The organism is Streptomyces marokkonensis, from assembly GCF_008312835.1.
Lineage (GTDB): Bacteria > Actinomycetota > Actinomycetes > Streptomycetales > Streptomycetaceae > Streptomyces > Streptomyces marokkonensis_A.
Window position 1 is genome coordinate 58,672 of sequence record NZ_VSKS01000004.1, and the last position, 20,732, is coordinate 79,403.

The window sequence follows — 20,732 nt, forward strand, 5'->3', positions numbered from 1 at the left end:
TGGGCCGGGAAGGCTGACGGAAGGGACCCCTTGGGTGATCCCCCTGGACAATCCCCCTCCGGACAGACGCCGGGAACTCCTGTTCCGTTCCAGGAGTCGGTCAGGAAGGGACAATGTGTGAGGGATCACCGAACGGGTGGAGCGGATGGAACGGACTGAAAAGGACCAGACGTCGGAAAAGGCGAGAAGGGCGGGCGCGGCGGGAACGGCTGGATCCGGAGACCGGGGCGCCGCGGGGCAGCATGCCCGCACCGGCGCCTTCACGAACCGCGCGATGAACACCTTCAGTCCCGCGGACGAGGAGAAGCGGCGCGGAGTACGCCGGATGAAGCTCACCGCCACCGGCCTGCTGCTGTTCGTCGCCCTGGTCTACGTCCTCACCAAGTGGGCCTCCCACCAGGGCGCCGGCCCCTGGGCGGGCTACGTCGCCGCCGCGGCCGAGGCCGGCATGGTCGGCGCGCTCGCCGACTGGTTCGCCGTCACCGCCCTCTTCCGCCACCCCCTCGGCCTGCCCATCCCGCACACCGCGATCATCCCCACCAAGAAGGACCAGCTCGGCGTCTCCCTCGGCGAGTTCGTCGGCGAGAACTTCCTCTCCGAGGACGTCGTACGGCAGCGGCTGCGCGCCGTCGGCATCGGCAGCCGGCTCGGTGCCTGGCTCGCCGTCCCCGAACACGCCGACCGGGTGACCGCGGAGCTCTCGGCCGCCCTGCGCGGCGCGCTGACGGTGCTGCGCGACTCCGACGTCCAGGCGGTGGTCGGCGAGGCCATCACCCGCCGCGCCGACGCCCAGGAGATCGCGCCCGGCATGGGCAAGATGCTGGAGCGGATCGTCGCCGACGGCGGACACGAACGGGCCGTCGACGTCATCGTCACCCGCGGGCACGACTGGCTGGTGCTGCACAGCGACACCGTGATGGACGCCGTCCACGGCGGCGCCCCCGGCTGGACCCCCCGCTTCGTGGACCGCAAGGTCGGCGAGCGCGTCTACAAGGAACTGCTGCGCTTCGTCACCGAGATGCGCGACATGCCCTCCCACCCCGCGCGCGGCGCCCTCGACCGCTTCCTCACCGACTTCGCCTCCGACCTCCAGTCCGACACCGACACCCGTGCCCGTGTCGAACGGCTCAAGAGCGAGATCCTCGCCCGCGGCGAGGTGCAGGACCTGATCGCCTCCGCCTGGACCGCCGTACGATCCATGATCGTTTCCGCGGCGGAGGACGAGCGCAGCGAACTGCGGCTGCGCGTGCGGGCCTCGCTGCTCTCGCTCGGCGCCCGCATGTCGCTCGACCCCAAGATCCAGGGCAAGGTCGACGGCTGGCTGGAGAGCGCCGCGGTGTACGTGGTCACCACCTACCGCAAGGAGATCACCTCCCTGATCACGGACACGGTGGCGGGCTGGGACGCCGAGCACACCACGAAGAAGATCGAGGCCAACATCGGCCGCGACCTGCAGTTCATCCGTATCAACGGCACGGTGGTCGGCTCGCTCGCGGGCCTGCTGATCTACACGGTGTCGCGGGCGCTGGGGGCGTAGCGCGGGCGACTGCCCGCACCCCTGTGCCCGCCGACCGACGGTGACCGCACCCCCGCCGCGGTGGTGACCCGTGCGGCCCGCCCCCGCGCCCCGGGCCCTGCCGGCCGGCGGTGACCGCACCTCCCCAGGGGCGCGGGGAACCGCGCGACCGGCCACGACGCGCCGCAAGCCGGAACGGCGCCGGCGTGAGCGGGCGGCGGCCGGGCGTGAAAACGGCAGCCCGGGGCAACCGACGGGGGTTCGCTTCGTCGGGGAGGGAGCCCATGACCACCGCGCAGTCCGAGTCCGGCCGCACCATCACCACCAGCATTCCCGCCCGCCTGGACCGCCTGCCGTGGTCCCGCTGGCACTGGTCGATCGTCATCGGCCTGGGCACCGTGTGGATCCTCGACGGCCTGGAGGTCACGGTCGTCGGCAACATCGCGAGCCGCCTGTCCGAACCCGGCAGCGGACTGCCCATCACCTCCGGCGAGGTCACCGGCATCGCCGCCGCCCTCTATGTCGCCGGCGCCTGCGCGGGCGCCCTGTTCTGGGGCCGGCTGACCGACATCTGGGGGCGCAAAAAACTCTTCATGATCACCCTGGCGGTCTACCTCGGCGCCACCGCCCTGACCGCGATCGCCTTCGACACCTGGTGGTTCTTCCTCTTCCGCTTCCTCACCGGCTTCGGCATCGGCGGCGAGTACGCGGCCATCAACTCCGCGATCGACGAGCTGATCCCGGCGAAGTACCGGGGCCGCGTCGACCTGCTCATCAACGGCAGCTTCTGGCTGGGCGCGGTCGGCGGCTCGCTGCTGTCGATCCTCGCGCTGAACACGTCGGTCTTCCCGGCGAACGTCGGCTGGCGCCTGACCTTCGCCCTCGGCGCCGTCCTCTCCCTGGTCATACTCCTGGTACGCCGTCACGTCCCCGAGAGCCCGCGCTGGCTGCTGATCCACGGCCGGGACGAGGAGGCGGAACGCATCGTCGGCGACATCGAACGGCGCATCGAGGCCGAGCGGAACGAGCCGCTGCCCCCCGCGGAGGGCGAGCTGACCATCCACCAGCGCGAGCGGGTCACCTTCCTGGAGATCGCCCGCACCGTCTTCGCCAAGTACCGCAAGCGCTCGGTCCTCGGCTTCTCCCTCTTCATCGGCCAGGCGTTCCTCTACAACGCCATCACCTTCGGCTTCGGCGCCATCCTGACCACCTTCTTCGACGTGCCCTCCGGCAGCACCGGCTACTACTTCGCCGTCATCGCACTGGGCAACTTCATGGGCCCGCTGCTGCTGGGCAAGCTGTTCGACACGGTCGGCCGCCGCGTGATGATCTCCGGCACCTATCTGCTCTCCGGCCTGCTGCTGTTCGGCACGGCCTGGCTGTTCGACCGCGGCGCGCTGGACGCCGCCACGATGACGGCCTGCTGGTGCGCGGTCCTCTTCTTCGCCTCGGCGGGCGCGAGCAGCGCCTACCTGACGGTCTCCGAGGTCTTCCCCATGGAGACCCGCGCGATGTCCATCGCCTTCTTCTACGCCATCGGCACCGCCGCCGGCGGTATCAGCGGCCCCCTGCTGTTCGCCGACCTGACGGGCACGGGCGAGGTCGGCGACACGGTCCTCGCCTTCCAGATCGGCGCCGGACTGATGTGCGCGGCGGGCCTGGTCGCCGTCTTCCTCGCGGTGAACGCGGAACGCCGCTCCCTGGAGGACATCGCCAAGCCGCTGACGGCGGCGGCGACGAAGGCGAAGACGAAGACGAAGACCCGCGTGGGCGCGGACCCCGACGCGGGCGGCTCGAAGCCGGCGACCACATGACGGGTACGGCGACGGCGTGACGGGTACGGCGACCACATGACGGGTACGGACCGGCCGGGCCACCCTGGAACCCTCGGCCCTCCGAACAGCCGACGGGCCGAGCAGACACGAGGAGCAGCCCCCGATGACCGTCCGCAGGATCGTGCCCGACATCCAGGTCGCCTCACGGGAGGCGCTGAACACCCACCGGGACTTCTACGGCCTCCTCGGCTTCCAGGAGGCCATGGACATGGGCTGGGTGGTGACCCTGGCCTCACCGGCCAACCCCACCGCCCAGATCAGCTTCTTCACGGAGGAACGCACGGCACCGGTGGTCCCCGACCTCAGCGTGGAGGTGGAGGACGTCGACGCTGTGTACGAACGGGTACGGGCGTCCGGCGCCGAGATCGTCCGGGAGGTGGCGGACGAGGAGTGGGGCGTACGCCGCTTCTTCGTCCGCGACCCGGACGGCCGCGTGGTGAACGTCCTCACGCACCGCACCTGACGGCGCGGGCCCGCGTCCGGCCGGGCGGCTCAGCCGCGCCGGTCGGCCACCGCCCACGAGGCGAGCGCCACGGCCCCGGCCACCCCGAACACGGCCGGCCAGGCGCCCACCTTCTTCGCCAGCGGATGCGACCCCGCGAAGGCGGCGACGTACGCCACCGACAGCGCCCCCGCCGCCCTGCCGCCGGCCCGCTCCCGCCACTGCTGCGCCGCGGCGGCCCCGGCCGCGGCCAGGACGACCCCGCCCAGCTGCCGCTTCCGGGTCCAGCGGGCCACGCCGTACCCCCCGACGAGTCCGCTCGCGGCCACCACCGAACTGGGAACCTTCGCCATGTCTGCCTGCCTCCTGCCGCGACGCCCGGGAAGGGCGAGTCTCACCGGCCTTCGAGGCTAACGCCCGGGCGTGGGCAGGGCGGACAGGGCCCCCATGGCGCGATCACCCGCTCGACTTGAGTCGCAGCTTGTCAAGTTTCCTCCTCCGAGCTATATAAGAAGAGACCCCGGGCATCGCACCGATGACACCGCAGAGAGGAGTGGACTGTGATGCTCATGCGTACCGACCCGTTCCGCGAATTCGACCGACTCGCGCAGCAGGTCCTCGGCTCCACCGCCACCGCCCGTCCCTCGGCGATGCCGATGGACGCCTACCGGTCGGGGGACGACTTCATCGTCCACTTCGACCTCCCCGGCATCGACCCGGAGACCATCGAGCTGGACGTCGAGCGCAACGTCCTCAACGTGCGCGCCGAGCGCCGTTCGCCCGCCCCGGAGGGCGCGGAGACGGTGGTCGCCGAGCGTCCCACCGGCACCTTCACCCGCCAGCTGTTCCTCGGCGAGACGCTGGACACGGAACGCATCGACGCCTCCTACGAGGCCGGCGTCCTGACCCTGCGCATCCCGGTGGCCGAACAGGCCAAGCCGCGCCGCATCCAGATCACCGGCGGCGACAGCCGCAAGCAGATCGGCAACTGACCGCACCCCCCACGCGTCCCGCGGACACCGGCCGTCCCCCCCCGGCCCGTCCGCGGGACGCCCCATGCCCGTCCGCCCGCCGTGCGACCAAGGCCCCCGAGAAGGAGAGGAGCCGCACATGACCACGCTGACCCCGCACGATCCCGCCCTCGCGAGCCCGGAAGCGGTGATCCCGCCCCCGGCCGGAACCCTCGACCGCCGCGGCCACGACGACGGCTGGCGCGCGCTGGTCGACGCGGTGCGGGAGTCGGGTCAGTACCCGACCAGGACGGAGGCGGAGAGCGTCACCCGCGTTGTCCTGTCCGCCCTCGGCGGCCACGTCGTCGGTGACGAACGCGTCGACCTGGCCCGCGCCCTGCCCGAGGAGGCGGCCAGAGTGGTCGCGTCCCAGATCCCGGCGACCCGGGAGCTCACGGCGGCGGAGTTCGTCGACTCCGTGGCACTCCGCATCGAGGGCGCGACCCCGGCCACCGCCCGCTGGGACGTCAGCTCGGTCCTGAGCGTGCTGCCCGGACTGGTGGGCGACGCCCTGGTGAGCCGCATCCTGGCCCACCTGCCCCCGGGATACGCCCTCCTCTTCGGCCGGGCGGAACTGGCCCCGCTGGGCTGACGGGGTTCGAAGGCCGCCCCGGCCCACCGCTCCGCCCCGGCCCACCGCTCCTCCCCGGCCACCTCCGGGGCCCGCCGCCCACCGGCGCCCGTGCCCGCGCCCGCCCCGCCCCACCCCATCGCGCGCCCTCGCCCGCCGCGGCCCGTACCGCGGCGGGGGCGAGGGCGCGCGGTCGTGACGGGACGGACGTACCGGACATCGACGGGACGGACGTACCGGAAATCGTTCGACGTCCTCCCTCCCCGCACGCGATCCTTCGAGCCGGAAGTCACCAGCAGCTCGACCCACCGCGTCCGGAGGACCGTTGAACCCCACCATCCGCCACCTCACCTTCGACTGCACCGGCGACCCGTACGACCTCGCCCAGTTCTGGAGCGCGTTGCTGGGCAGACCGCTCGCCGACGACGACAAGCCGGGTGACCCGGAGGCCCTGATCGCGGATCCGGAGGGCGGTCCCGGACTGCTGTTCGTCCGCGTGGAGGAGGGCAAGACCGCCAAGAACCGGCTCCACCTCGACCTGCGGCCGACGGGCCGCACCCGCGCGCGGGAAGTGGCCCGCGCCATCGAGCTCGGCGCCCGCCAACTGGCCGACCACACCCGCCCCGACGGCAAGGGCTGGGTCACCCTGGCCGACCCGGAAGGCAACGAATTCTGCATGGAACGGGGTGAACTGGACTAACCCCGCGGAACCGGCACCCTTGAGCGTACGATCGTACGCATGTCGACGGACCACTTCGCGGACGATCCGCGCACCAACCTCGAGCGGATGCTCGCGGGCGACCTCTACATCGCCGACCACCCGGACATCGCCCGCCTGCAGCGGCAGGCGATGCGGCTCGCGGCCCGCTACCAGGCCGCGTACCTCGAGGACCCCGCCGAGGCCAGGACGCTCCTCGCCGAGCTCCTCGGCTCCGCCGGGGAGGACATCGACGTACGCCCGCCCCTCTACGTCGACTACGGCAGCAACATCAGCATCGGCGACCGTACCTTCGTCAACTACCACCTGACCGCGCTGGACGTCGCGCGCATCACCATCGGCGAGGACTGCCAGATCGGCCCCAACGTCCAGCTCCTCACGCCCACCCACCCCGTGGAGCCGGAGCCCCGCCGCGCCAAGCTGGAGGCCGCGCTGCCCATCACCATCGGCGACAACGTCTGGCTCGGCGGCGGAGTCATCGTCTGCCCCGGGGTGACCATCGGCGACAACTCCGTCATCGGCGCCGGCGCGGTGGTCACCAAGGACATCCCCGCCGACGTCGTGGCCGTGGGCAACCCGGCCCGCCCCGTCCGCACCCTCTGACCCGCGGACCCCGTCATGGCCACCGGACACGCCGACCCGCACCGCCGGGACCGCATCCTCGCCGCCACCCTCGACCTGATCGCCGAGGAAGGCGTGGCCGGCGTCTCCCACCGCAAGATCGCCGCGCGCGCCCGGGTCCCCCTCGGCTCGATGACGTACCACTTCACCGGCATCGACGGCCTGCTCCTCGAGGCGTTCACCGGCTACGCCGACCACGTGGTGACCGTCTTCGAGCGGCACCTCGCCGACGCCGCCACCCCCGACCAGGCCCGGGAGGCGGTCACCGACCTCATCCACACCCTCTCCGAGGGCCCCCGCCGCGACCTGATCCTCACCCAGGAGCTCTACACCCTGGCCGCCCGCCACGAGCCCTACCGCGTCCTCAGCCGACGCTGGATGCGGCGCAGCCGCGACCTCCTGGAACACCACTTCCCCCCGCCCACGGCCCGCAGGCTCGACGCGTTCATCGAGGGCCTGACCCTCCACCGCGCCCTCGACGACAACCCACCCGACCGCACCCTCACCCGGGAGGCCGTCCTGCGCCTGACCACGCTCCCGTAGGCCGGAGAAGGCCCGGAGAAAAAATCCGGAGAGAAATGTCGGCGGCGATGTCGAGAAGCCGCGTCCGGCTCCGTCCCCGAGGTGAACGCGACCACAATGGGTCGTACCGCACCGAGGAGAACCACGATGGCCAAGTACCTGCTGCTCAAGCACTACCGCGGCGCACCGGCTCCCGCGAACGACGTGCCCATGGACCAGTGGACGCCGGAGGAGATCTCGGCCCACATGCAGTACATGAGCGACTTCGCGGCCCGGCTGGAGAAGACCGGCGAGTTCGTCGACGGCCAGGCGCTGGCCCCCGAGGGCACGTGGGTCCGCTACGACGGCGAGGGCCGCCCGCCGGTCACCGACGGCCCGTTCGCCGAGACCAAGGACCTCATCGCCGGCTGGATGGTGATCGACGTCGACAGCTACGAACGCGCCGTCGAGCTGGCCGGGGAACTGTCCGCCGCCCCCGGCGCGGGCGGCAAGCCGATCCACGAGTGGCTCGAGCTGCGCCCGTTCCTGGCCGCTCCCCCCACCATCACGGAGTGACCTCATCGATGAACGAGGACCTGCTCAGAAGCCTCACACCGAGCGTCCTCGCGATCCTCGTCCGCCGCGGAGCCGACTTCGCGGCGGCCGAGGACGCCGTCCAGGAGGCGCTGGTCGAGGCGGTCCGCGTGTGGCCGGCCGACATGCCCCGCGACCCCAAGGGCTGGCTGGTCACCGTGGCCTGGCGCAAGTTCGTCGACGCCACCCGCGCGGACACCGCCCGCCGCCGGCGCGAGGACCGCTTCGACGAGGAGCCGGCCCCCGGGGCCGCGCCCGCGGTCGACGACACGCTCCAGCTCTACTTCCTGTGCGCCCACCCGTCGCTGACGCCGTCGTCCGCGGTCGCGCTCACCCTGCGTGCCGTCGGCGGGCTCACCACCCGCCAGATCGCCCGCGCCTACCTGGTCCCCGAGGCGACCATGGCGCAGCGCATCAGCCGGGCCAAGCGCACCGTCTCCGGCGTGCGGTTCGACCGGCCCGGCGACGTGTCCACAGTGCTGCGCGTCCTCTACCTGGTCTTCAACGAGGGCTACTCCGGCGACGTGGACCTCGCCGCCGAGGCCATCCGGCTCACCCGCCGCCTCGCCGCCGCGATCGACCACCCCGAGGTGGCGGGGCTGCTCGCCCTCATGCTGCTGCACCACGCCCGGCGCGCCGCCCGGACGGCACCCGACGGCAGCCTGGTCCCGCTCGCCGAGCAGGACCGCGGCCGGTGGGACACCGCGTCGATCGCCGAGGGCGTCGGCATCCTCCAGGCGGCACTCGCCCGCGACCGGCTGGGCGAGTTCCAGGCCCAGGCCGCCGTCGCGGCCCTGCACGCCGACGCGCCCACCGCCGAGGAGACCGACTGGGTGCAGATCGTCGAGTGGTACGACGAACTCGTGCGCCTGACCGACAGCCCGGTGGTCCGGCTCAACCGCGCGGTGGCCGTGGGCGAGGCCGACGGTCCGCGCGCCGGCCTGACCGCGCTCGCGGAGCTGGACGACTCGCTGCCCCGCCACACCGCGGTGGCGGCGTACCTCCACGAGCGGGACGGCGACCTCGCGCGGGCGGCACGGCTGTACGCCGAGGCGGCCCACAAGGCACCCGATCTCGCCGAACGCGACCACCTCACCCGCCGGGCCGCCCGCCTCAACAACCGCCGAAGCCGCTGAGGGCGGGCACTCCTCGGGCGGAAACACGCCATCCCCGCATCGCGCGTACCGTGGACGCCCCGCCCCCGCCCCCGCCCCTTCCCCGCCCCGCCGGCACGACGGGCAGGTTCCGGCCATCCATCCCCCCGCGTCCAGGAATGCGCCCTCCCACCCACCAGTTGATCACGGCATGACTCAACGACCCGGCCCACGCCCCCTGTCCGACGAAGCCCTCTCCGGCCTGCTCGCGGAACGGCAGTTCGGCACGCTCGCCACCGTCAAGCGCAGCGGCCACCCCCATCTGACCACCATGGTCCACAGCTGGGACCCCGAAGCCCGCGTGCTGCGCTTCTCGACCACGGCGGACCGGGTCAAGGTCGCCCACCTGCGGAACAATCCGCGCGCGGCACTGCACGTACAGGCCGGCGACCCGTGGTCCTTCGCCGTCGCCGAGGGCGAGGCCGAGGTCTCCGACGTCACGACGACCCCGGGCGACGCGGTGGGCCGCGAACTCCTCGCGGCGGTCCCGCAGTCCGCGAGACCGGAGGACGAGCAGGCCTTCCTCGAGCAACTGGTCGCCGAGCGCCGGGTGGTCATCCGCCTGAAGGTGGACCGGTTGTACGGCACGGCACTCGACATCGAGGGCCAGGTGTGACGGGACAGGACATGGCCGAGGGCCTTCCGGGGCCGCCCCACCGATGCCGCGGGGGTCGTCATGAGCTGTCCGGAAGCCGGACCGCCGCGGCGCGGGCGGCCTCCGGTTCCCGGTCATCGGCGACGTGGCCGGACAACAGGCGCAGCGCGTCGGCCGAGGCCGTGTCGTTGGGTGTGTAGACCTCCAGCCGGTGGTCGGGGCTCTCGGGTTGGAGCCACACCTGGTAGTCGACGTCGACCCTTCCGACGGTCGGGTGACGCAGGCGCATCGTGCCCACGGTGCAGTCCGAGACATCGCCCTTGGCCCAGAGCTTGGCGAAGTCAGGGCTGCGCATGGCGAGTTCGCCGATCAGTTCGGCCAGCCGGGCGTCGGTGGGATACCGGCCCGCGGTGAGCCGCAGGTAGGCGACGTGGATGCGGGCGAGTTCCTCCCAGTTCTGGTGCAGGTCGCGGGCGAGGGGGTCGAGGAAGAACATCCGGGGGACGGACGGCCGTCGCGCGAGATCGTGGGGCGCGTCGCGGTCGACGTGCTCCGCGACGAGCGCATGTCCGGTGCGGTTCCAGGCCAGCACGTCACCGCGGCGGCCGAGCACGACGGCCGGCATGGTCTCGCCCAGGGACGCCAGGAGCGCCAGGACCCGCGGGTGCGGTCTCTCGGGGCGGGGCCGGACGAGGCGTGGCGTGGTGGGCTGCCGGGCGAGGTTGTGCAGGTGGGCCGTCTCGGCCGGATCGAGCCGGAGCACCTTGGCGAGCGCGTCGAGGACCTGCCGGGAGGCCGTGCCGGCCTGGCCCTGCTCCAGCCGCGTGTAGTAGCCGGCGCTCACTCCGGCGAGCTGGGCGAGCTCCTCGCGGCGCAGTCCCGGTACGCGGCGGGCGGCGCCGTACACGCGCAGCCCGACGTCGGCCGGAGTGACCCGGTCGCGGCGGGTTTTGAGGTAGGCCCCGATGCTCTCCAGCTCCATGCGTCCGAGCGTAGGCGCCACGGTCGGCGCCTGAGTGTCCCTGCGAGGTGTACCCACGACGCGGGGATGGTCGTCGGCTGGACGGTCCCGCACCGTCGGCCGCATGAATGAACGGCGTCTTCCTCACTCGCCGGGCCCGCGGGCGTGGCTCGGTCTGCTGGTCGTCCTCGGCCCCGTCCTGCTGGTCGCGATGGACGGTTCCGTCCTGTTCCTGGCGATGGCCAGGGTCTCCGAGGCACTGTCGCCGAGTGCCGATCAGGCGTTGTGGATCCTGGACGTCTACGGATTCGCCGTCGGGTCTCTGCTCATCGCGTTCGGGAGCATCGGCGACCGGTACGGCCGGCTGAAACTGCTGATGGGCGGCGCGGCGGTGTTCGGTGCGGCCTCCGCGGGAGCCGCGTTCGCCCCCGGGCCGGAGGTGCTGATCGTCTGCCGGGCGCTGATGGGCGTGGCCGGTGCCACACTGCTGCCCTCGGCGCTGGCGGTCCTGAGCGAACTCTTCCCCGACCCGCGCCAACGGTCGAAGGTGATCGGTGTCTTCGCCGCCACCTTCGCCGCGGGCTTCGCGATCGGCCCGATCGTCGGCGGACAACTGCTCAACAGCTTCTGGTGGGGATCGGTCTTCCTCATCAACCTCCCCGTCGTCGTGCTGTTCCTCGTCCTGGCCCCGGTCCTGCTCCGCGAGGTACGCGCCACCCGGAGCGGCCACCTCGACGTCCTGAGCGTTCTGCTCTCCGGCGCGGGCATCCTGCTGACCGTCTACGCGGTCAAGCACGTCGCGGCCCAGGGGCTGACAGCTCCCCCCATGGCCACCGGGATCGTCGGCGTCGTCACCCTGGTGTGGTTCGTCCGGCGGCAACTCCGCCTCGAACACCCGCTGATCGACGTCCGCCTCTTCCGCGACCGGACCTTCACCGTCGCGGCCGTCACCGGGCTGCTGCCGTTGGCCGCATGGTCGGCGACGGCCTACCTCGGCGGAATCCACCTCCAGTCCGTCCTCGGACTGACCGTCCTGGACGCGGCCCTGGTCGCCCTCCCCGGTGCCGCCGTGCTCACCGCGACCTGCATCGTCACACCTGCCGTGGTCGCGCGCATCGGAACCCGCTCAGCACTCATCACCTGCCACTTCCTCATCGCCACGGGCATGCTCCTGCTGCTGGCCACCAGCGTCTCCGACGGCGTCGGCTGGTACGTGGCCTCCACAGTCGTCGCCGGCATCGGCTACGGCATTTCCTTCAGCGTCGTCGCCGACACCGCCGTAGCCGCCGTTCCCGCAGAGCGCGCCGGGTCCGCGGCGGCGATCGCCGAGACCAGCAACGAGATCGGCAACGCCCTGGGCATCGCACTCCTCGGCTCACTCGCCGCCCTGATCTTCCGGCTCCAGGGCCCCGGCCTCGCCGGCACCCTCAACGAGACGCTCCAGACCCCTGGGCTCACGGCCGCGGTGATCGCCGACGCGAAGGCCGCCTTCGTCACCGGTCTGCACGCCGCAGCCGCCGTCGCAGGCGTCCTCCACGCCGCCCTCGGCGTCTTCGCCCTGCGCCACCTGCCGAGGGTTCACCGGCCCGAGGACGCCCTTCCCGGCCCCGCGGCGCAGGACACCGCCGAGGAAGGAAGCGTTCGGTGACCCGTCCCGACGTCCCGCTCGGCGTCGAGGGCTGACGACGCCCCGCCGAGCGATGCCGGAGCCGGCCGACCGCCCACGGCGCGGCCGACAGCGGGGCGTGCACCGGCACCACCACGACCGCGGCCACGGCAGGGCGATCACCGTCGCGGCGGCCGCACTTCGGACACTGGGCTCGTCGAGCGTGCTGGTCCGCACCCCGAGTGCCGACGCCGGCGCGGTCACCACGTACGAGTCGGCCGGGTTCCCGGCACGCCGCGAAGTCCGGGACCGGTACCGGGAGGCGTAAGTCTGCTGGACCGGGCGGCCGTTGAGGTGTTCCTTAATGGTTTGCCACCGGCCGGCCCGGTCGGATAGGAAGCTCACATGCTCAGAGGCGGCAAGGTCGGGCTGAGGGCCCGGCACGAGGACGACATCCCGATCCTGCGGACCGAGCTCTACGACGACGTGGTCAACGGCTCGCGGGCCGAGGGCGGACCGTGGCGGCCGATCACACCCGGCTCGAAGGACCCACGGCTCGTCCCGGACGACAAGGAGCAGGGGGTCGTCCCCTTCTCCGTGGTGGAGCTGAACGGCGGCACGCTGGTCGGCATGGCGACGCTGTGGGGCATCGACAACCACAACCGGTCCGCCCACATCGGCCTCGGCCTGCTCCCTGGCGCCCGCGGACAGGGCTACGGCACGGACGTCGTGGCGGTGCTGTGCCACTACGGCTTCATCGTGCGGGGCCTCCAGCGGCTGCAGATCGAGACGCTCTCCGACAACACGGCGATGCTCCGCTCCGCCGAGCGCAACGGCTTCGTCCGCGAGGGCGTACTGCGCTCCTCGGCCTGGGTGCTGGGCGAGTTCCTGGACGAGGTGGTGCTCGGGCTCCTCGCCCACGAATGGAAACCGGACGCGACGGCGTAGGTGGCGACGACGGACGGATCGACCGACGTGCCCGAGAGCCCCGCCCGGTCTGCGGAGCAGTGGCTCGGACAGCGTCGGTCCCCAGTCCTCCAGGTAGTGCGGGACCAGCGACGCGACCACGTCGTCGAACGCACCGTCGTCGAACGGCAGGGGGTCGTCCAGGTCCACCCTGTGCAGGGCCACGTCCTCACTCAGCCGCCGCCTTGCCAACGCCAGGCCGGCCACGTCTCCGGCGAGGGCCGGCATCGCGGGCCGGGCGTAGTACGCATTCATCTCGGTCTCCGCCGCGTACGCCTCGGCGAACGCCGGATCCTGGACGCGGGCTGCGGCACGGGCCGCTGACGTCTCGTGATCCCTGCGGTATGCCGACGTGGTCAGCAGGAACGGTGCCGGGCGGTCAGCGACAGGTCGTTCAGCGTGGAGTCCTGGTGTCAGTCGTCTCCTGACGGCATCGGGTCTTCCCCGAAGCCGCGTACGGCGGTGGACTCAGCGCCAGTCGTCGATCACGTAGGCGTCCGGGTGGCTGTAGCCGGGTTCGTTGGGCTTGTGCATGGTCACGCCTTGCAGCCAGGTACGGAAACCGCGGTCGGCCATGAGCCGGTAGGCATCCTGGCGGGCCAGGTTCATTCCGGCGTCCAGTTGCCCCAGTCCCTTCTCGGCGGCCAGCTGCTCGCACGCACTCAGCAGTCGTTCGAACCGGTCCGCGGCGCCCGGGCCCGGGCGTACGGCACCGAATTTGACGAAGCACACGTCCTCACCAGCCTCCGACCCCGCTGCGCAGTGGCAGACAGCCAGACCGTCGAGGCCGGGGTCGGCGCCCTTGAGGAGGATGGTGTCACCGAGCCCCTGCGCCTGTGTGGCCGTGATCTCGCGCTCCAGGCTCAGGCCCTCGTACACGGCCCCCGTCAGTGCGCGACTGAGGCTCAGTGCGTCCGGCCGCTCAGCGGCGGTCAGCTCGCCGTACAGCACGCGGCCGGGGACCGCGTCACTGACGGCGACCTGTTTCTTCATGATGGCTGTGAGGAATCGGGGCCAGAAACCGTACCGGCGGTAGAGCTCGAGGTGCTTGGGACTGTGCGAGAAGGTGAACAGCCCGAGGTGGCGGTTCTCCCAGGTGTCGAAGCAGGCCATCACGGGTTCCATGAGGCGCCTGCCGATGCCCTGGTCCCACAGATCCGGGCGTACGGTCAGCGGGCCGAAGTACCCGACGCTGCCCCAGTCGGCGGCGAAGTTCGATCCGACGACCTCGCCCTCGACGGTCGCCGCGAAGGCCGCGTGTGGATCTGCCGCCCAGCGGGTGCGGACGTAGTCGGCGGTCCCGAAGAACGTCTCCGGCTCAGGGACCCCGAGGAAGGTCCCGAAGGCGACCCTGAAGATCTCGTCGGCCCGATCCAGGTCCGGCTCGACCAGCGGGCGGACCGACACCGAGGCGGCGACACTCGTTCGCTTGGATGCGGTCATGATCGCGCTCCTTCCGCCCCCGGTTCCATCGCACCACGGACGTGCGTCGCGGGCGAAGCGAGAGGTCCGGCGGTCCCTCGAGGATCGAGCGGCGGCGTTCCCCGACGACCGGGCGGCCGTCTTCGTGAGTTCGAAAGCTCACAGCGAGGATGCCGCGCCCCTCACGGCCTTCATCCTCTAGGTGGCCAACCGCTGCAACATCGACTGCGACTCTCGCTCGAACTCCGCGCCCTGGCGGCGTCACGGTCCGGGTACAGCCGGGGCGAGTGGATGACGGACCGGGACCCCCACGTGCGGGCTCTTCACCGGACGCTGGCTTAACCGAGTTCGACGGAAAGATCGTCTACCGGGTGGACGCCGGGGTGGGGTGACGCGGCCGCTTCTACTCTTCGCGGGCTCCGTCATCCGGCGTCACAGCGACGATCGCCACGGTCGGGGGCGGCGGAGACGGCGTGTACACGTACGCCACGGCCAACCCTGGCACGCTGTCCCGGGGCTCGATTCTCGTCTTGCGTACTTCTGTGCCGTCGTGACGGGAAGGCCCGAGCCGCACACCGAGGCGCGGAGCCTGCTCGAGCTCCTGCCGCAGCGCTTCCAGATCCTGCTCGGCTCCCAGCTCCTTCGCACGCTGGGCAGCCCGTACGGTGACGGCCGCAATCACACCGCTCACGCGCGGGGGCCCTCCTGCTTCAGCTGTGCCGCCAGGTCGATGCCCTCCTGTATGGCGATGTCGAAGTCAGGGTCTTGGTACAGACGAATGCGGCCTCGGTAGTCGACGATCACTGCCGCCACTGCATTGAGATCCGTTTCCGACGAGGCCTCCAGAGCACGCTGTAGATCTGCTTCGAAGGCTTCCTGGTCGCCGGGGAAGCCGTGACCGGACCGCAGAGCAGCCCGGATGTCGCCAATGGTCCTCAAGGGAAATGGCGCAGGAATCGCTGCTTCTGCGTGCTCAGCGCTCACGATCTTCCACTCCTCGATCTTCCCTGTCCTACGTAGAGTGTCCTACACATTCGCCACTGACGGGCGGATAAGGCGTCCGGTTCATGTCCGCCGGATCATCCGGACGAAGGACGCCCAGGCGTCGTGGTCCACTGCGATCATGGCCCCCTCCGCGTTCTTGGAATCGCGGATGTGAACCCTGACGTCGCTGATCACGCACTCCACGCACTCACCTCCGGCGCCATTGCTGTAGGACGACCTGACCCAGACCGGAGGGCGCCCTGCCATGGCTGCTGCGATCACTTGGAGTACTCCTTCACGACGGACTTGATCAGGTGGGCGGAGCGCTGAGGGCTCAGGGCCGCGGCGCGCAGGCCGTCGAACGCCCTCGTGTACTCCCGAACATGATGCTCACCCTCCAGGTAGACCGCGTCCGTGATGCCGTCGCGATACACCAGATCCGGGTCTTCCGGTGCGGGAAAGCCCAGCATGGTGAAGGAACCCGTGGCGGGATACGTGCCCGAGTCGAAGGGGAGCACCTGCAGGGTCACGCTCGGCAGTTCGGTCGTCGCGAGAACCCGTTCGAGCTGCTCCCGCATGACCTCCCGGTCCCCGATGACGTTGCGCACAGCACCCTCGTTCACGACGAACCAGGCCTCGGGCGCGTCGGGACGCGTCAGCATCTCATGGCGTTCCAGTCGTACGCGTACGGCCCGGTCGATGTCCTCGGCCGACATGTGGGCGCCGGCCGTGTGGAGTTCGCGGGCGTACGCCTCGGTTTGCATCAGGCCCGGCAGCAGCTCGCACTGGTACTGGCGGAGCGTGGAGGCGTCCTGCTCCAGACCGATGTAGATGTTGAACCACTCGGGCACACCCGCCCCGTGCGCCTGCCACCACCCGCGCGTCTTCGCCTCGCGCGCCAGGGACTTGAGGAACTCGCGCAGTTCGTCGCTCGTGCCGTAGAAGCGGCACAGCGCGTCGACGTCCGAGGGCTGCACCCTCCCGCTGCCGGTCTCCATGCGGTTGACCTTGGAGCCGCTCCAGTCCAACGCCTGGCCGACCTGGGCGCAGGTCAGTGCGCTCTCCTCCCGGAGCTTCTTCAGCTCGATCGACAGACGCCGACGGCGTGCCGTCGGTGAACCGGCCATGACGTTCCCCTCAAATCTGCGGTGCGTAGCGAGAGTTCAGTCTGCTGCCAAGAGTGCCGCGTGCCAATCACACGGAAGTGGGAATCCCGCCGTGCACATTGCACAACGGGATGGGATCCACCCATTCTGGAGTCACGGAGCGACGGAGAGTGATCGACGGTCACGCTCCGGGACACGCCGCGAACGCACGTGATGGGAGAGGACGTCGTGATCCAGGGACACCGGGTGACGCGAAGGTCGTGGGACGTGGCCTTCAACGCACACCCTGAGGAAGTCGCCCGTCTGCGCCGGGTCGTACGGCTCCGCCTGACGGCATGGGGCCACGACGACCAGGTCGACACGGCACAGCTGTGCGTCAGCGAGCTCGTCTCGAACATCGTCACGCACGTCGGCGCCGGAACGCCCGGCTCGCTCGTACTGTCCGAGCACGGAGGACGACTGCGCATCGAGGTGCACGACCCGGACACGCGGGCGTTGCCCACCCTCGTGGACGCGAAGGTCGACGCGGAGGCCGGACGGGGGATGGCGCTCGTCGATGCGATGGCCGATCGCTGGGGCGTGCAGTTGTACGAGGACCACAAGGTGACGTGGTGCGAGTTCGTCGTGGAGGGCGCGTCGGCACCGGCCGGCTCGGACGGGGAGCCGTCGGTGGAACGCGCCGATGCCCTGCTGGACGTCTACGCGACACTGAAGCCGCCGGCGTGCTCGTACGACCGCGAGTGGGGCAGGGTACACCGGCGGGTCGAGGAGGAGTCCGTGATCGACATGGTCACGGACCTCCTTCACCGACTGCGCGCCCACGGCGGTGACGTGGACCGGGTATTGGACTGCGCGCAGAGCCGCCTCGAAGCGGGCCGGTGGTGAACATACGTCGGTGCGGGGCGTTCTTGTCCGCCCTGAACGCGGACGCGCAGGGCGAGGTCGGTCAGCCTCGCAGGAGTTCGTAAATGGCGGACGCTATCGCTTTCCCGAGAGGGATCGGCACCGCGTTGCCGATCTGCGTGGCGATTTCCGTCTTCGTCCCGCACCAGCGGAAGTCGACAGGGAAGCCCTGGATTCGCGCGGCCTCGAAGTGGGTGATCGGGCGATGGTCCTCGGGGTGCAGGTAGCGCCCCTTCTCAGGCTTGTAGAACTCGGTCCGGATGGTGACCGAGGGCTCACCAAGACGAAGGCGTCCCATGACGTCGCCGGTGCCCGAGTTGTGGCTGTCCCAGCTCTTCGTGGACAGATACACGGAGTCCTCGTGAGCGGCAGCCTCTTCCTGCGTGAGGATGCGAATGCCTCCGAAGTCGTCCAGCACGAAGTACTTGCCACGGAGATCCTTGCGGTTGCCTCCCGCCGGAATGGCTCGGTACCGGGCCTGGGACAACAGCTCAGGGTTCCGGCCGAAGTGCAGGTCCTCCGTCGTGAAGATGCCGGGCACCTTGACGTTGACCTCCGGGACTTCCTTCTTCCTGTCGGGCAGCTCCGTGCCGCGCAGCCCACGGCGCGCGGACTCGGCGAAGACGTCGTCCACCGTGTTCCAGTACGTGACCGAGGTCTCCATGCCGTCCAGCAGGGACGCAGCGGAGTCGGCCACCGTGTGCTTCGGTCGCCGGACGTGGGTCGGTATCGGGTAGGACATGTTCCGTCCGGTGCCCGTGTTCTTGCGTACACCGATGACGATGGCTCGGCGTCGCGCTTGATGTGCCCCGTAATCGGCCGAGTTCAGCAGGTAGCGCTTCGCCCTGGTCTCGGCGCTGTCGGTCGGCTGGTGCCCCGGAGGATCCACGAGACGGTAGTCGGCCAGCCTGCCCCCGGGCTCGACCTCCCGAAGCAGACTCCTGAACTCGTCCGACCTGACGAAGCGGTCGACGTTCTCGATTACGAAGACCTTGGGACGCACCTCGGCGACGATGCGTACGTAGTCCTCCCAGAGACGATTGCGTTCGCTGCCCTTCTTCGCGCGGTTGAGGGCAGAGAAACCCTGGCACGGCGGACCTCCGACCACGACTTCCGCGCCGAGGGCATCGTGGGTGGGACTCCACTTCTCGATGTCACCGACGTGCACCTGAGCCGGCGGGAGCTGCTTGTCGAGGCGGAGCTCGCCGAAATTGACCGCGTACGTGGCCGCCGCGGCGGTGTTGTGCTCCACCGCGGCGACGCTGTGGAACACGGGTCCGACGTCGCCGGTGTGCGCGGGGCGGAACTCGTGAAAGCCCTGCGTGAACCCCCCGCAGCCGCTGAAAAGATCAACCACGGTGATGGGCTTGGGGGTATCCGGACGGGGCGTGCGCATGAATGGATCCTAGCTGCGGAGAGCTGCCGCGATGCTGCGGCCCACAGCAGTCGCGAGGGGCGGGGGCATGGCATGGCCGATCTGGCGGTAACGGGAGGTCTTGCCGCCGACGAACGTCCACCCGGTGGGGAAGGACTGGATGAGGGCAGCCTGCTCCACGGTCAACTTGGGCATGTCGACCGGGGAGAAGTCGGCACCGGGCGGTTCGTCGCCCAGGCTGTTGCCGTTGACCCCCAGCACCGCCCAGGCCTTCTTGCTGCCCGTGGGGCCGAGATCTGCGCCACCGCGCCGGTCGGAACCGCCGACGAGCGCCGGGGCGACCCGGTCGGCGTTCCTGACCCACGTCTCGGCGCCGGACCAGCCGCGGGAAGCCATTGAGGGCCCCAGGACCTGCCCCACGCTGGGGGCCGGGGGTCCGCTCGGCTCGGGCCAGGAGAAGGCACCGAACCAGGGCTCGCGCAGAGCGACGAGGAAGCCGCTTCTCCGGTTCTGCGGTACGCCGAAATCCGAGGCGTTCAACACCTTCCAACTGCACCGCAGTCCGATTTGCGCCAGTGTCGTCTCGATCCAGTACCGGTCGGACTCGAATTCCTGTCCCTCGACGAGTTCGGGAACGTTCTCGAAGAGGACGGCGCGCGGCGTGATTCTCCACGTGAGGTCGATCGCGACGCGCAGTACCCGACGTTCTTCGGCATCCTCGGGGCGGGAAAGGCTCGCCACCGACTTCACCCTGGGCAGCCCGCCGCTGAGGAGATCGACGTTCATCACGTCGGGGCGCTCGTCCGGCTGGAACTCTGCCAGGTCGATGCAGATTGTCTCCCACCCGGGGCGGTTCCGGATGAGGGTGGAACAGGCGTCGGGCTTGCTGTCGATCAGTACGACCGGGTCGAAGCCGGCAGCCTCGAGTCCCAGGGCCTGGCCTCCGGCCCCGGCGCAGATCTCCACCGACGTGAAGCGTCGGTCGGCCGGGTCCGGCGCGGGTACGGGCTGCGGGGCGGCCTCGACGGCGGTCGACGTCTTCGCCTCGCCGATCTGCTGAGCGGGGATCGAGGGTGCAGGCGCCGGGTCCGTCGACGAAGTGCCGCGTTGGGCATCGACCGCCTCCTGGGCCACGGCACGCAACTCGTCGTCCAGAGCCCGCTCGTCGATGCCGTCGAACAGCACGAAGGGGGCGAGGCGGAGCAGACGCTTGAGGAAGTCCTGCAGGGTCTCGCGCTTCTTGAGCCCCGTCAGATCCACTTCGATCCAGACCCGGAGGATGGCACGCACCAGATGAGGGCTTCCGCCCAACGCGGCACGACGGGCGTAGATCTGGTCGAACGCGGCCTCGCCCAGGATGTGCAGCGCATGGTACGGCTCCGGGTCCTCGGGCGCCCGTACCAACTGGGCCCGCCACCAGAGCCGACCGAACACGTGACGTGTCAGGTCCGTACCGAGGATGCGGTCCCCCGGCGGCTGCGGGTAGCGCCAGAAGGCAACGTCCGGCATGAGGACCAGAGCGAGGAACGCCCATACGTCCCGGGCCGCTGCCTCGGCCGGCACCATGCCCGTCTCGGCGTGCAGGAACGCGGCCAGCGCCAGGTCGAACTCGGCCTTGCGCGCACGGTCAGAGTCGTCGGGGAAGCCTGCCCGTCTCGCGAGATCGAGGACGCCTTCCCGTAGTTCCTTCAGACGGGACTCGGGGACCCGGTCTCCTCCCGTTGCCACGTAAACGGCGGATTCGTGCGTCACGTCGACACGGGTGGCGAGTTCGGTGACGGTCAGCTCGCGGTAGTCGTGGAACAGCGGCCTCGCCTGTTCGGCGAGCAGCCGAGGATAGAGGAAGCCCATG

At 70.8% G+C, this 20,732-nt stretch carries 23 protein-coding genes and 2 pseudogenes; 15 read left to right on the forward strand and 10 right to left on the reverse strand.

Going from position 1 to position 20,732, the window contains the following annotated elements:
• Positions 1-145 precede the first annotated feature (145 nt).
• From F1615_RS08625 to F1615_RS08635, 3 genes are all read left to right on the forward strand, one after another.
• Positions 146-1,537, forward strand: coding sequence for a DUF445 domain-containing protein (locus F1615_RS08625; protein ID WP_149548303.1), 1,392 nt, complete (start codon positions 146-148; stop codon positions 1,535-1,537).
• Positions 1,538-1,800: 263 nt separating this feature from the next.
• A complete protein-coding gene (locus F1615_RS08630) occupies positions 1,801-3,330 on the forward strand; it encodes an MFS transporter (RefSeq protein ID WP_149548304.1) in 1,530 nt (509 codons plus the stop codon).
• Positions 3,331-3,454: 124 nt separating this feature from the next.
• Positions 3,455-3,814: a VOC family protein gene (locus tag F1615_RS08635; RefSeq protein WP_149548305.1), complete on the forward strand. Its 360-nt coding sequence runs from the start codon at positions 3,455-3,457 to the stop codon at positions 3,812-3,814.
• Positions 3,815-3,843: 29 nt separating this feature from the next.
• Here the strand turns inward: F1615_RS08635 and F1615_RS08640 are convergent, their stop codons facing one another.
• Positions 3,844-4,146 (reverse strand): hypothetical protein, encoded by a 303-nt coding sequence (locus F1615_RS08640; RefSeq protein WP_149548306.1) that lies wholly within the window; start codon positions 4,144-4,146, stop codon positions 3,844-3,846.
• Positions 4,147-4,356: 210 nt separating this feature from the next.
• Between F1615_RS08640 and F1615_RS08645 the strand changes: the two genes are divergently transcribed.
• From F1615_RS08645 to F1615_RS08680, 8 genes are all read left to right on the forward strand, one after another.
• Positions 4,357-4,785, forward strand: coding sequence for an Hsp20/alpha crystallin family protein (locus F1615_RS08645; RefSeq protein WP_208818274.1), 429 nt, complete (start codon positions 4,357-4,359; stop codon positions 4,783-4,785).
• Positions 4,786-4,903: 118 nt separating this feature from the next.
• Entirely contained in the window at positions 4,904-5,395 is a 492-nt protein-coding gene (locus F1615_RS08650; protein ID WP_149548308.1) for a DUF2267 domain-containing protein, read from the forward strand.
• A 304-nt stretch (positions 5,396-5,699) separates the two neighbouring features.
• Positions 5,700-6,074 carry a VOC family protein gene (locus F1615_RS08655; RefSeq protein ID WP_149548309.1) on the forward strand — a complete coding sequence of 125 codons (375 nt, stop codon included), beginning with the start codon at positions 5,700-5,702 and terminating at the stop codon, positions 6,072-6,074.
• A gap of 39 nt (positions 6,075-6,113) precedes the next feature.
• Positions 6,114-6,695 carry a sugar O-acetyltransferase gene (locus F1615_RS08660; protein WP_149548310.1) on the forward strand — a complete coding sequence of 194 codons (582 nt, stop codon included), beginning with the start codon at positions 6,114-6,116 and terminating at the stop codon, positions 6,693-6,695.
• Positions 6,696-6,710: 15 nt separating this feature from the next.
• Positions 6,711-7,256 (forward strand): TetR/AcrR family transcriptional regulator, encoded by a 546-nt coding sequence (locus F1615_RS08665; RefSeq protein ID WP_149548311.1) that lies wholly within the window; start codon positions 6,711-6,713, stop codon positions 7,254-7,256.
• Between the two features lie 126 nt (positions 7,257-7,382).
• Complete coding sequence (locus F1615_RS08670; protein ID WP_149548312.1) at positions 7,383-7,790, forward strand: YciI family protein; 408 nt, start codon at positions 7,383-7,385, stop codon at positions 7,788-7,790.
• 8 nt (positions 7,791-7,798) lie between these two features.
• Complete coding sequence (locus tag F1615_RS08675; RefSeq protein ID WP_149548591.1) at positions 7,799-8,944, forward strand: RNA polymerase sigma factor; 1,146 nt, start codon at positions 7,799-7,801, stop codon at positions 8,942-8,944.
• 169 nt (positions 8,945-9,113) lie between these two features.
• The gene (locus tag F1615_RS08680; RefSeq protein WP_149548313.1) at positions 9,114-9,578 is read left to right on the forward strand and encodes a PPOX class F420-dependent oxidoreductase; all 465 of its coding nucleotides are present in this window, start codon (positions 9,114-9,116) and stop codon (positions 9,576-9,578) included.
• 58 nt (positions 9,579-9,636) lie between these two features.
• Here the strand turns inward: F1615_RS08680 and F1615_RS08685 are convergent, their stop codons facing one another.
• The gene (locus F1615_RS08685; RefSeq protein ID WP_149548314.1) at positions 9,637-10,539 is read right to left on the reverse strand and encodes a helix-turn-helix transcriptional regulator; all 903 of its coding nucleotides are present in this window, start codon (positions 10,537-10,539) and stop codon (positions 9,637-9,639) included.
• Between the two features lie 103 nt (positions 10,540-10,642).
• On the opposite strand from F1615_RS08685, the gene F1615_RS08690 reads away from it, so the two are divergent.
• The 3 genes and pseudogenes from F1615_RS08690 (at position 10,643) to F1615_RS08700 (ending at position 13,072) form a co-directional block, all read left to right on the forward strand.
• Complete coding sequence (locus tag F1615_RS08690; RefSeq protein WP_149548315.1) at positions 10,643-12,166, forward strand: MFS transporter; 1,524 nt, start codon at positions 10,643-10,645, stop codon at positions 12,164-12,166.
• A 91-nt stretch (positions 12,167-12,257) separates the two neighbouring features.
• Positions 12,258-12,452: pseudogene (locus F1615_RS08695) on the forward strand (GNAT family N-acetyltransferase); the annotation flags it as partial.
• A 77-nt stretch (positions 12,453-12,529) separates the two neighbouring features.
• On the forward strand, positions 12,530-13,072 hold the full coding sequence (locus tag F1615_RS08700) for a GNAT family N-acetyltransferase (protein ID WP_149548316.1): 543 nt from the start codon (positions 12,530-12,532) through the stop codon (positions 13,070-13,072).
• Positions 13,073-13,105: 33 nt separating this feature from the next.
• Here F1615_RS08700 and F1615_RS36165 read toward each other — a convergent pair.
• From F1615_RS36165 to F1615_RS08730, 6 genes and pseudogenes are all read right to left on the reverse strand, one after another.
• A pseudogene (locus F1615_RS36165) lies at positions 13,106-13,450 on the reverse strand (methyltransferase domain-containing protein); the annotation flags it as partial.
• 108 nt (positions 13,451-13,558) lie between these two features.
• Positions 13,559-14,533 carry a GNAT family N-acetyltransferase gene (locus F1615_RS08710; protein ID WP_167533692.1) on the reverse strand — a complete coding sequence of 325 codons (975 nt, stop codon included), beginning with the start codon at positions 14,531-14,533 and terminating at the stop codon, positions 13,559-13,561.
• Positions 14,534-14,915: 382 nt separating this feature from the next.
• Positions 14,916-15,203 (reverse strand): hypothetical protein, encoded by a 288-nt coding sequence (locus tag F1615_RS08715; RefSeq protein WP_149548317.1) that lies wholly within the window; start codon positions 15,201-15,203, stop codon positions 14,916-14,918.
• Positions 15,200-15,496, reverse strand: coding sequence for a DUF6247 family protein (locus tag F1615_RS08720; protein ID WP_149548318.1), 297 nt, complete (start codon positions 15,494-15,496; stop codon positions 15,200-15,202). The genes F1615_RS08715 and F1615_RS08720 overlap by 4 nt, the downstream gene beginning before the upstream one ends.
• An 81-nt stretch (positions 15,497-15,577) precedes the next feature.
• Complete coding sequence (locus tag F1615_RS08725) at positions 15,578-15,763, reverse strand: DUF397 domain-containing protein (protein ID WP_149548593.1); 186 nt, start codon at positions 15,761-15,763, stop codon at positions 15,578-15,580.
• Between the two features lie 11 nt (positions 15,764-15,774).
• Positions 15,775-16,623: a helix-turn-helix domain-containing protein gene (locus F1615_RS08730; RefSeq protein ID WP_149548319.1), complete on the reverse strand. Its 849-nt coding sequence runs from the start codon at positions 16,621-16,623 to the stop codon at positions 15,775-15,777.
• Between the two features lie 246 nt (positions 16,624-16,869).
• Between F1615_RS08730 and F1615_RS08735 the strand changes: the two genes are divergently transcribed.
• Positions 16,870-17,487 carry an ATP-binding protein gene (locus F1615_RS08735; protein ID WP_149548320.1) on the forward strand — a complete coding sequence of 206 codons (618 nt, stop codon included), beginning with the start codon at positions 16,870-16,872 and terminating at the stop codon, positions 17,485-17,487.
• A gap of 61 nt (positions 17,488-17,548) precedes the next feature.
• Here F1615_RS08735 and F1615_RS08740 read toward each other — a convergent pair whose 3' ends face one another.
• The gene (locus tag F1615_RS08740) at positions 17,549-18,901 is read right to left on the reverse strand and encodes a DNA cytosine methyltransferase (protein WP_149548321.1); all 1,353 of its coding nucleotides are present in this window, start codon (positions 18,899-18,901) and stop codon (positions 17,549-17,551) included.
• Between the two features lie 9 nt (positions 18,902-18,910).
• On the reverse strand, positions 18,911-20,731 hold the full coding sequence (locus F1615_RS36955; protein ID WP_341873422.1) for a DNA cytosine methyltransferase: 1,821 nt from the start codon (positions 20,729-20,731) through the stop codon (positions 18,911-18,913).
• Position 20,732: the final 1 nt, after the last annotated feature.

Excerpts from the sequence above, each read along its gene's own strand:
- F1615_RS08645 (WP_208818274.1), top strand. The coding sequence starts at position 4,357 with ATGCTCATGCGTACCGACCCGTTCCGCGAATTCGACCGACTCGCGCAG.
- F1615_RS08730 (WP_149548319.1), bottom strand. The coding sequence starts at position 16,623 with ATGGCCGGTTCACCGACGGCACGCCGTCGGCGTCTGTCGATCGAGCTG.
- F1615_RS08630 (WP_149548304.1), top strand. The coding sequence starts at position 1,801 with ATGACCACCGCGCAGTCCGAGTCCGGCCGCACCATCACCACCAGCATT.
- F1615_RS08670 (WP_149548312.1), top strand. The coding sequence starts at position 7,383 with ATGGCCAAGTACCTGCTGCTCAAGCACTACCGCGGCGCACCGGCTCCC.
- F1615_RS08635 (WP_149548305.1), top strand. The coding sequence starts at position 3,455 with ATGACCGTCCGCAGGATCGTGCCCGACATCCAGGTCGCCTCACGGGAG.
- F1615_RS08660 (WP_149548310.1), top strand. The coding sequence starts at position 6,114 with ATGTCGACGGACCACTTCGCGGACGATCCGCGCACCAACCTCGAGCGG.
- F1615_RS08685 (WP_149548314.1), bottom strand. The coding sequence starts at position 10,539 with ATGGAGCTGGAGAGCATCGGGGCCTACCTCAAAACCCGCCGCGACCGG.
- F1615_RS08675 (WP_149548591.1), top strand. The coding sequence starts at position 7,799 with ATGAACGAGGACCTGCTCAGAAGCCTCACACCGAGCGTCCTCGCGATC.
- F1615_RS08665 (WP_149548311.1), top strand. The coding sequence starts at position 6,711 with ATGGCCACCGGACACGCCGACCCGCACCGCCGGGACCGCATCCTCGCC.
- F1615_RS08725 (WP_149548593.1), bottom strand. The coding sequence starts at position 15,763 with ATGGCAGGGCGCCCTCCGGTCTGGGTCAGGTCGTCCTACAGCAATGGC.
- F1615_RS08650 (WP_149548308.1), top strand. The coding sequence starts at position 4,904 with ATGACCACGCTGACCCCGCACGATCCCGCCCTCGCGAGCCCGGAAGCG.
- F1615_RS08690 (WP_149548315.1), top strand. The coding sequence starts at position 10,643 with ATGAATGAACGGCGTCTTCCTCACTCGCCGGGCCCGCGGGCGTGGCTC.
- F1615_RS08640 (WP_149548306.1), bottom strand. The coding sequence starts at position 4,146 with ATGGCGAAGGTTCCCAGTTCGGTGGTGGCCGCGAGCGGACTCGTCGGG.
- F1615_RS36955 (WP_341873422.1), bottom strand. The coding sequence starts at position 20,731 with ATGGGCTTCCTCTATCCTCGGCTGCTCGCCGAACAGGCGAGGCCGCTG.
- F1615_RS08710 (WP_167533692.1), bottom strand. The coding sequence starts at position 14,533 with ATGACCGCATCCAAGCGAACGAGTGTCGCCGCCTCGGTGTCGGTCCGC.
- F1615_RS08625 (WP_149548303.1), top strand. The coding sequence starts at position 146 with ATGGAACGGACTGAAAAGGACCAGACGTCGGAAAAGGCGAGAAGGGCG.
- F1615_RS08680 (WP_149548313.1), top strand. The coding sequence starts at position 9,114 with ATGACTCAACGACCCGGCCCACGCCCCCTGTCCGACGAAGCCCTCTCC.
- F1615_RS08700 (WP_149548316.1), top strand. The coding sequence starts at position 12,530 with ATGCTCAGAGGCGGCAAGGTCGGGCTGAGGGCCCGGCACGAGGACGAC.
- F1615_RS08740 (WP_149548321.1), bottom strand. The coding sequence starts at position 18,901 with ATGCGCACGCCCCGTCCGGATACCCCCAAGCCCATCACCGTGGTTGAT.